Annotated in this window: 10 protein-coding genes and 1 pseudogene; 6 read left to right on the plus strand and 5 right to left on the minus strand. The window is 40.7% G+C overall.

Translation table 11 applies throughout. The annotated features are described in order from the left end of the window. The 5 genes and pseudogenes from NW212_RS14845 to lgt form a co-directional block, all read left to right on the plus strand. Window positions 1–400 (plus strand): annotated as a pseudogene (locus tag NW212_RS14845) (replication initiation protein); the annotation flags it as partial. A 28-nt stretch (window positions 401–428) separates the two neighbouring features. Then, a complete protein-coding gene (locus NW212_RS14850) occupies window positions 429–629 on the plus strand; it encodes a hypothetical protein (protein WP_032530139.1) in 201 nt (66 codons plus the stop codon). Between the two features lie 113 nt (window positions 630–742). After that, the gene (locus NW212_RS14855; protein ID WP_087407146.1) at window positions 743–1,285 is read left to right on the plus strand and encodes a BfmA/BtgA family mobilization protein; all 543 of its coding nucleotides are present in this window, start codon (window positions 743–745) and stop codon (window positions 1,283–1,285) included. 19 nt (window positions 1,286–1,304) lie between these two features. Then, window positions 1,305–1,871 (plus strand): DUF4840 domain-containing protein, encoded by a 567-nt coding sequence (locus NW212_RS14860; protein ID WP_258339400.1) that lies wholly within the window; start codon window positions 1,305–1,307, stop codon window positions 1,869–1,871. 41 nt (window positions 1,872–1,912) lie between these two features. Beyond that, window positions 1,913–2,794, plus strand: coding sequence for a prolipoprotein diacylglyceryl transferase (lgt, locus tag NW212_RS14865; RefSeq protein ID WP_249053313.1), 882 nt, complete (start codon window positions 1,913–1,915; stop codon window positions 2,792–2,794). A gap of 205 nt (window positions 2,795–2,999) precedes the next feature. On the opposite strand, the gene NW212_RS14870 is transcribed toward lgt, so the two are convergent. The 5 genes from NW212_RS14870 to NW212_RS14890 all read right to left on the minus strand — a co-directional run bounded on the left by NW212_RS14870 (window position 3,000) and on the right by NW212_RS14890 (window position 7,202). Beyond that, window positions 3,000–4,655 carry a type IV secretory system conjugative DNA transfer family protein gene (locus tag NW212_RS14870; protein ID WP_249053314.1) on the minus strand — a complete coding sequence of 552 codons (1,656 nt, stop codon included), beginning with the start codon at window positions 4,653–4,655 and terminating at the stop codon, window positions 3,000–3,002. A gap of 29 nt (window positions 4,656–4,684) precedes the next feature. After that, window positions 4,685–5,584: a DUF5712 family protein gene (locus tag NW212_RS14875; RefSeq protein WP_249053315.1), complete on the minus strand. Its 900-nt coding sequence runs from the start codon at window positions 5,582–5,584 to the stop codon at window positions 4,685–4,687. After that, on the minus strand, window positions 5,581–6,183 hold the full coding sequence (locus NW212_RS14880; RefSeq protein ID WP_249053316.1) for a BfmA/BtgA family mobilization protein: 603 nt from the start codon (window positions 6,181–6,183) through the stop codon (window positions 5,581–5,583). The genes NW212_RS14875 and NW212_RS14880 overlap by 4 nt, the downstream gene beginning before the upstream one ends. Window positions 6,184–6,673: 490 nt before the next feature. Next, the gene (locus tag NW212_RS14885) at window positions 6,674–6,943 is read right to left on the minus strand and encodes a Txe/YoeB family addiction module toxin (RefSeq protein WP_032530137.1); all 270 of its coding nucleotides are present in this window, start codon (window positions 6,941–6,943) and stop codon (window positions 6,674–6,676) included. Continuing rightward, a complete protein-coding gene (locus NW212_RS14890; protein WP_005812757.1) occupies window positions 6,936–7,202 on the minus strand; it encodes a hypothetical protein in 267 nt (88 codons plus the stop codon). The genes NW212_RS14885 and NW212_RS14890 overlap by 8 nt, the downstream gene beginning before the upstream one ends. Window positions 7,203–7,665: 463 nt before the next feature. Between NW212_RS14890 and NW212_RS14895 the strand changes: the two genes are divergently transcribed. Next, the coding region (locus NW212_RS14895; RefSeq protein WP_258339401.1) for a replication initiation protein at window positions 7,666–8,246 on the plus strand (581 nt) is incomplete at its 3' end.

The following is an 8,246-nucleotide window of genomic DNA, read 5'->3' on the forward strand; positions in this document are numbered from 1 at the left end:
AAGAATCATAGTCCCAGCTAAAGAAGAACTGGACGCAAAAAGTCCATATTCGTTTGAATACAAAATTCTGAAAGAAGGTCGTTCTTTTCATTCACTGAAACTGTATCCCAAATACCAACCGGAACACAGGGATGAAGAACTTGAAAAGCACGAACTACAAAAACAGGTCAGTCTGGGCTGGGATCTGGACAGGCTTATCAGAAACTATCTAAAGCAAGAGCTTCTTTTCACAGACCAGGAAATAAGAAACAACATAGACCTCTTCAGGGATGCACAGAAGAAACTTGATTTAATGCTGGAGCTTTCAACCCTGAAGGGAAAATCAAGGGATAAAAAGAACCCTAAAGGGTATATAATAAACGCACTGAAGGGAAAAGTAAAAGACAAGGAAGAACTTTGATTATGTTACACAATCAAAAAACAACGATATGAAAGAAGGAGATTTGATATTGGTATCAGCTGAAGCTACAGGCTTAGGAAAGCCAATGGAAGCCATTATAGACAAGATTGAGACATTCATGGGACAAACCCTTGTAACGGTCACTTACACGCAACCAAACGCCTTATCCGGCTTTGGAGGGTGCTTTGTGGATTCTCATATCACTTTAAGCGAAGAAAAGGCCAAGTAACCTGAATATATTTCAGGAATATTCAGTATATTTACAGCATATTTAATTAAAAAGAAGCATAAAACCAGCATATCAAGCATATTATAAGCATATTTATATCAATCGGTTAAGGTATGACAGATAAAGTAACCATACAACCCAAAAGCAAGCCGGAAAAGACTACAATCTCAATAAGCGGAGAAACATCTGAACGGCTGGAGATATACTGCCGGGCAAACGGCATATTACGGAAAGAGTTCGTTTCTCTCGCCCTGGAATACTTTGAACGCACAGGTTTCGACCTGAAGAGTAACGCACTTGATTACTCCCCATTGGAAAAGATCATCGGAGAATTGAATGAAGTTAAAGCGACCATGCAGACAAGCAATGAGGGAACAGAAGCTATTCGCCAACTACTACAGGCGGTCCGGGAACAGACAGCAAAACAGCTTCCGGCTCCAGAGCTTATCGCAAAGGCAGCAGAAGAAAAGGTACGTGCTGAAATGAAGTCTGAAGAACAGGCTAAAGAGCTCCAGGTTCTTCAGGAAGAAAACAACCGATTGCGTAACGAAATCAAAGTTCTTCAGGAGTACAAGGAAAAAGCACACCGGGAACTGTGCCGGGTGCGTGACGAACAGAAAACATTCGGGAAAATAAAAGTTAATACAGAACTATAAACTATTTAATCAAAGTAATATGAAAACAAAGAACTTATTCGGAATACTAGTATTATTCCTTAGTCTGTTTAGTCTTATAAGTTGTAACAAAGACGAAAAGGGATTATCTAAAGAAGAAATACAACAGATGCTATTCGACATGAAAGGAACCTATCATGGCACTGTACAAGTAGCCTATTATCAAGGTTCAAATATAACAGAACAGCAAAATGCAGTAGTTGTTTCGCGTGATTCACTCAAATTCAATATGTCATTACTGCCTCTATCGGATCTGATTCCAGACGAAACAATTGCAGAACGTTTGCGGGAGATAGGTGAAGTGCCTGTTATGGCCGGATATGAATTTTTACAATGGGATTCTGGTTGCATTCACTTTGTATTGTATCCAAAAGATGTCACTATATTAGGTGGATATGGAGCGCCTCCTTCCATTCGTCTTGTATTTTCCATGAACTATGGCGGTGATGCAGTGACTTATATGAACTCTATGAATTTCAATATGTCACCTTTGGAGTTATGGGTAGACGGAAAGAAATATGATGACTTCCCTCGCCTTGTTTATCATTTCGAAGGGGAATATGAATAATAAAAAGTCATGTTAATACAGAATTACAAATTTCAAATACAATGAATCCAATATTATACATAAATTGGGATATAGACCCTGTAATATTTAGCCTTGGCCCAGTTAAGATTCAATATTATGGTTTGATTTTTGTTACTGGGCTTGCCTTGTGTTACTACATAATTGGCCATATATACAAGAAGGAAAAGATTTATACTCCTGATGCAATGGAGAAGCTTTTTATATACGCAGTTATTGGTATTTTCGGAGGGGCAAGACTCGGGCACTGCCTGTTTTATGATTTTGAATATTTTTCTTCTCATATAATTGAAATATTCATACCATTTAGAGAAAATGTTAATGGTGTTTACGAGTTTATAGGATACAAAGGCTTGGCTAGCCACGGAGGTGCAATAGGTTTGTTCATTGCCATGTTATTATATTCACGGAAAGTTCACATCCCATTCCCGAAGATAATAGACATCATAGCTATCTTGGCCCCATTAGGCGGAGCTTTTATAAGAATCTCTAATTTAATGAACTCTGAAATTATTGGACGTCCGACAGATTTGCCGTGGGCCTTTATTTTCAGGTACGTTGATGATTTACCCAGACATCCATCACAACTTTATGAGTCAATAAGTTATTTTATTATTTTCCTGATTATTTATTCTTTATACAAATATAAAAGACAGTTGTTTAAAGTCGGAAGTTATTTCTATTTTGGCTTTAGTATTTTTGCCATTTTTCTCATGCGATTTCTTTTAGAATACACTAAGGAAAATCAAGAAAGTTTCGAAGATTCGATGTTTTTCAATATGGGACAAGTTTTGAGTATCCCTTTTATTGTATTAGGCCTATACCTTATTTTGCGTAGTTATATACAGTCATCAAAAAAGACAACTATAATAAATAAGGCAGCCGATAAACAGCGCAGAAAATAAGGTTCTTCCGAAATTTGGAGTGATAAGTTCTGTAAAAGAAGAAAACCGCTGAACATATTAAAGACTTAACGGAATACTACAAAAACAAATATCCTGAAGCTGATGTAAAAACGGTAGTGGTTTCTTATATTTTTGGTATTAAATATAACCTCTGACTTCTTCAACTTTATAAAAAACAGCCAAGATTGTCTTGGCTGTTTTCTTATCAATCAACGGAAAAGCCTTTGAACTTAATATCTGAAGGGATATCTGGTTTATGCTGTTCTTCCGGTTCATCAGGCTTCAGTGCGTAAAGTATAGACTTTATATCCTCCCTTACCTTCAGAGTGTATTCCTGTATGCTTTCAGCATGGCTCAGCTTCTCCAGCTGTACCGGGATTGGCCGTTCTGCCTGTCTGAACTTCTTTCGGAAAAACGGCACATTGCTTTCCACCGCTATACCGTAAAACTCCCCAGGCTCCAGAGAAAGGAAGCTGGAAGGTTTGGCTGCGTCCCTTTCCTGTACTGATTCGCTGGTTCCTGAAGTCCGGTGAAAGCCTGTTCTCGACTGTGATGCGGTTGTATAGACTTTATCTTCCTTCCCAAATTGGCGAGAAAGTCTTTCTGCCGTTATACTTGAAGATACCCTACCATAAAAGTGAGTATTACAGGACGCAAACAGCACATCGGCCTTTTCCTTGCCGTAACCGTCAGAAAGCTGTGCAAGATCCTGGCACATCAGGACTGTAGATATTTTATTGCTTCGTCCCGTGTTCGGCAATATGTCAAGACCAGGTATATATACAGTCGGAGCTTCATCGATCATTACAAAAGAAGGAACTTTGCCGGGTTGGTTCATCAGCTTTGTGGCCACTGTTATAATAAGACTACATAACGGTGCAAAGGTCTGTACAAGGGTAGGATATGTCCCCACGGTTACAATAGCCGGAGAAGAAGGATTGTTCAGATCCAGAGAAAAATCATTTCCACCAAAAATATACATCAGTTCCGGAGTGTTTATCTGTGCTATTGCAGACTGCAAAGTTCCTACAACTCCGCTGACTTGTCCGTCTGCTCCCCTCTCCATTGCACTGAAAATACTCATTGTCATTTGTGCGGTTTGCGGATTCTTCTGCAAAAGCCGGAGAAGATCCTCGTCCTTACTCGATACCAAAGCGCACACATGAGGTATATCGCACATGTCTGGGTGTTCTTCTTTCAGGTACCAGATACAGGCCGTTAGAAGGTCTGTTGCCGACCTGTTCCAGAAATCAGGTTTCTTTATACTCTCTTTTATCAGGTTGGCCACAATAGCCTGTGCAAATTCTCTGGCATAGCTTGTATTCAGCAAATAATCTGGCTGTATAGGATTTACTCTCGGTGACTGTTCCGGGTTATTCAAGTCTATATAATGGTGTTTTATCTCGTTCCCGTTTGCACTGATAAAAGACTGTACATCTTGCCCCAAAGTAGGGAACTTAAAATCATACACAAGACCGGAAAAACCGTTTCTGATAAACTCCGACAATAACGGCACAGCTATACTTTCAGATTTTCCAGATCCAGCAGCACCCAAAACAAAAATACCCCTGAAAGGGTTTCCGATAACAATCGGCTGTCCTGAAGATGTATATAACCGTATAGCTTCTTCAGGTATTACTTCAGCTGGCTTCTCCTTCGGTTTAGGTTTCTTGAAATACTTATAACCATACCAGGCAATACCACCGAAAACAGCCCACTGAAGTACAAAGACTATAATACGGCCAATAATATCAATGACAAAGGAAAGGATATATCCGGCTATGGCCAGAAATATACTACCTACAATAAACAGAATTAAGATTCTGATAATACCTGTCATTATGTCCTTTCTTTGTTCCATACGCTTTTGATTTTGTTACAGATTCAAATTTACATACCCATTCCAAAACCCCGGCTTTTCTTCCTGGGCTGGTCGAGTTCTTCCTCTTGTTGCTTCTTCCGCTGTGGTGCCTGGTTGATATCCGGAACTTGGGAAATACTGTTTCCCTGTTGTTGGCTCTCTTCCCGGCCTTGTTCCTGGTGCGGTTCCTGAAGATCCCGGCTCCATTCGGCTTTCATCTTCTCAAGCCGTTCATGGTTCACACGTTCCGCCCACTCCTTTTTCTGGAAGATTTCTTTCGGGCTTCCGTTCTTCATGGTATTGAGATAGTCGAAGGTCTGTTCCGGGGCCCGGTCATACCCTGTGCGCTTGTCAAATGAGGTTTCACACTTTCGGAAAAAATCTGTCCTATCAAAACCTCCTTTCACGTTTCCGCAGTTCTTCTTCCCGGTGTGGTTGGTCTTTGGGCTTAGCTTCCTGGTGTTGCTCCTGTCCTTCCGGCTGACGATGATATGTGCGTGCATGTCGTACCGGTCGGCTCCCTTCCTCTCGAAATGGATCTTTCCGTAATACTCGATGTCCTCTTTGTTTAAGCCTTTCCCGAACCCTTCCGCATAGTGCTGCATCACATCATCACGGACATACTTTCTCATGGCTTCAGCCTGTTCCTTCTCTGTCTTGCCCATTTTCTCCAGCTCCCGGCTGGAAGGGCTTACCGTGATCACATAGAACTTCGCATCATTCCGGCTTAATTTTGCCTTGTTGCTGTCTATCTTGAAGGTTACTTCCTGTGCGCTTATGTAGTCACGTGAGTTATTGAAAAACGGCTGCACTTCCTGGCCGTTCTTCATACGCTCCAGATCCTCATGCTGGAGATAGGTCGTTACTCCTGTGCAGCTCCCTGTATTGGCATAAGTTCCGGAACCGCCACCCTGAATTTTTATATTCATAGTCCCCTCCTTTCCTTTTCCCTCTCATAGACCTTGTTTATATCATCGAGCAGCCCGGTCTTTCCTTTTGCATCGAGGAAGGAAACTATATGTTGCATGGCTTTAAGTTGTGCTGTTTCGTTGGCTTCTATCCGCTTGAAAATGGCCTGCTGGTTCTTCCTGATAGTTGCATCTGAATCCCGTACCGCTCTTTCAGCTCTGTCAATAGCTTTTCCCTTTTCGATGGATTGATTCATCACCTCGATGAAAAGTTCGCTGTTCTCCTTCAGGAACCGCCTGAACTTTTCTTCCGAAAGTAAGGATGAAAGGTTTATGGTTATCTGTGTGCTGGCTCCGGCCAGAGCTTCACAAGCCGGACGCACAAGATCCGTTTCCTGTTTCTTCAGGAATGCGAACACCTGGTCCATGCGCTTGATAAGTTTCTGCATTTCCTGTGCCGGGCTTTCATGCTCGACCGGGTTTATGCCGTACTTTTCAAAATAGTTTATAGCATGTGTAAGGAACTCCATTTTTGACACATTGTTTGCCTTGGCCAGACGGTCAAGTTTAGTAAAAGTAGTACGTTCTACCGCTACCGTTGTTTTGCTGTCTTTTTCCATGATATTATAAGGCTTATTATAATGAATTAATATACTAACTTACTGGTTTACAAGATAGTATATTTATTCATTATAACCAAATTATATTGGTATAATTTCCTAAATAGCTGATTTACAGCTAAAAACCCCGTAGGGCAAGAGGAAAAAACAGGGCTTGCCCGGTTTCCTCTTGCTGTTCTATCGAACACCCTCCCCAGCGCGAAATTAGCAAAGGGGACGGGAAGAGATAGAACCTATCCCACACACGTGAACACCCACGAAAACCGCACACCCAGTACACAACAGAATTACCCAACAAAACCGCACAACAGAACGTGTCCGGAACACCACAAAAAACTCATCGGTCGGGGAGCGCCGCACGGCAAGGGGGTGTACCAACACTCCCGACGAGTGCAGCCGTTTAATTGGGTATATGATATAAGTTATTTTGATTCTGTCACAAATTCAAAAGGATTGCAGTAAGTTCCAAAACGGCACATACTGCAATCCTTCATTTGTCGTCATAATGTCCCCAGGCTGAAATGATGAACACAATTACGGTAGTCTCGTTGACCATATACCTGATACGGTTCTTCTTGTCCAGCTGCCTTGACCAGACACCCTCCAGGTATCTCAACTGTTCCGGATGTCCTGTACCCGTATATGGGTGTTCTCTGAGTTCATCAAGCAGCTTCTCCAGCTTCTTGAAAAGCTGCGGAGAGGATTTTCTCATTAACAGGACATGTTTTACCGCTTCTTTGGAAAATTCTATCTCATACATTGCCTTCACCCTCTATACGGTTAAGAAAATCATCCAGAGACTCATTCTTGGCCATTCTGAAGGTATTTCCGTTCCGGATATCTTCAATACCTCTCTGGATGGCCGCAAGTTCTTCCTTTGAAGGGAAATCACCTTCTCTGACTGCACACACCATAATAGGGGCTGCATTGCGTCTGGAGACCAGGATCGTTTCCGTCTCTGCCATTTCGAAGTATTTCTTCTGATTGGCACGAAATTCGCGTGTTGTAACAATCTGCATAGTTCTAATATATTGGTTTACACCGCAAAAATAGGGATAAAAATCAATAAAGCAAAAGTTTTGTGTACTTATTTGTGTACACGCGCGGAAAATTCGTTCCTAAAAAAACGCTGCGCTGGCTTTTGCTTTGCTTTCACAAACATTCAAAAACTCGTTTTTCACGGATTTGGAGGTCTGGAAGCCACATTCAGGCTAAAATTTTATGACTTGTTTTTAAGCATTGCTTATTATATGCTTATCAACTTTTGAAAAATCATTTATAAAATACTGAATAACAAATCGTTATAAAGAGTAAAAACGCTCGAAAAACGACTTTTTGAATGTTATAAACGACTTTTTGAATGTTTTTTTCGCCTTTAAAAACGACTTTTTGAATGTTTACGACGACATACATTTTTAAATGTCGTTTTTAATTTCTATATTTGCGAACATTCATTTTGTCGTTTTTTAAAAACAAAGGAGTATGGCTATAAAAATAACAAACAAAGATGTGATACAGAGCTATTTAATGACTGTATCTAAGTATGATTTTTCAGTGTACGAAAAACGCATTCTGTACAGGCTTGTGGAAGCAATGCAGTGTGAGATAGAAGGTAAAAAGCTTTATCCTGGACTACGTATAGAAAAGACGTTATACGATGATAGAGTTGTTTTAATGCCCATTTCTGCGTTTTTAGCCAACGATGATGACGAGAACTACACCCGTGTCAAAAAAGCGCTGTTAGACCTTAGAAATAAGTCTTTTGAGTTCGATGATGGGCAAATATGGAAGGTGATAGGTATTATCGAGAAGCCACAATTCAATTACAAAAGAGGCTGGGTAAGATTTGAAATACAACCTGAAGTATATAATGCCGTACTTAATTTTTCAAAGGGCTTCAGGAAGTATGAACTTAAAACGGCCATGGAGTTTACAAGTCAGTACTCGATGCGTTTCTATGAACTCATGAGTGGTCAAGAAAGGCCTTTGATTTACAGTATAGAGGATCTGAAAATCATGTTTGGTGTACAGGACAAATACAAACGTAACCCGGATTTCATAAA

The organism is Bacteroides sp. ET225 (genome assembly GCF_024733745.1).
In the GTDB taxonomy this organism is placed as follows: Bacteria; Bacteroidota; Bacteroidia; order Bacteroidales; family Bacteroidaceae; genus Phocaeicola; species Phocaeicola excrementipullorum.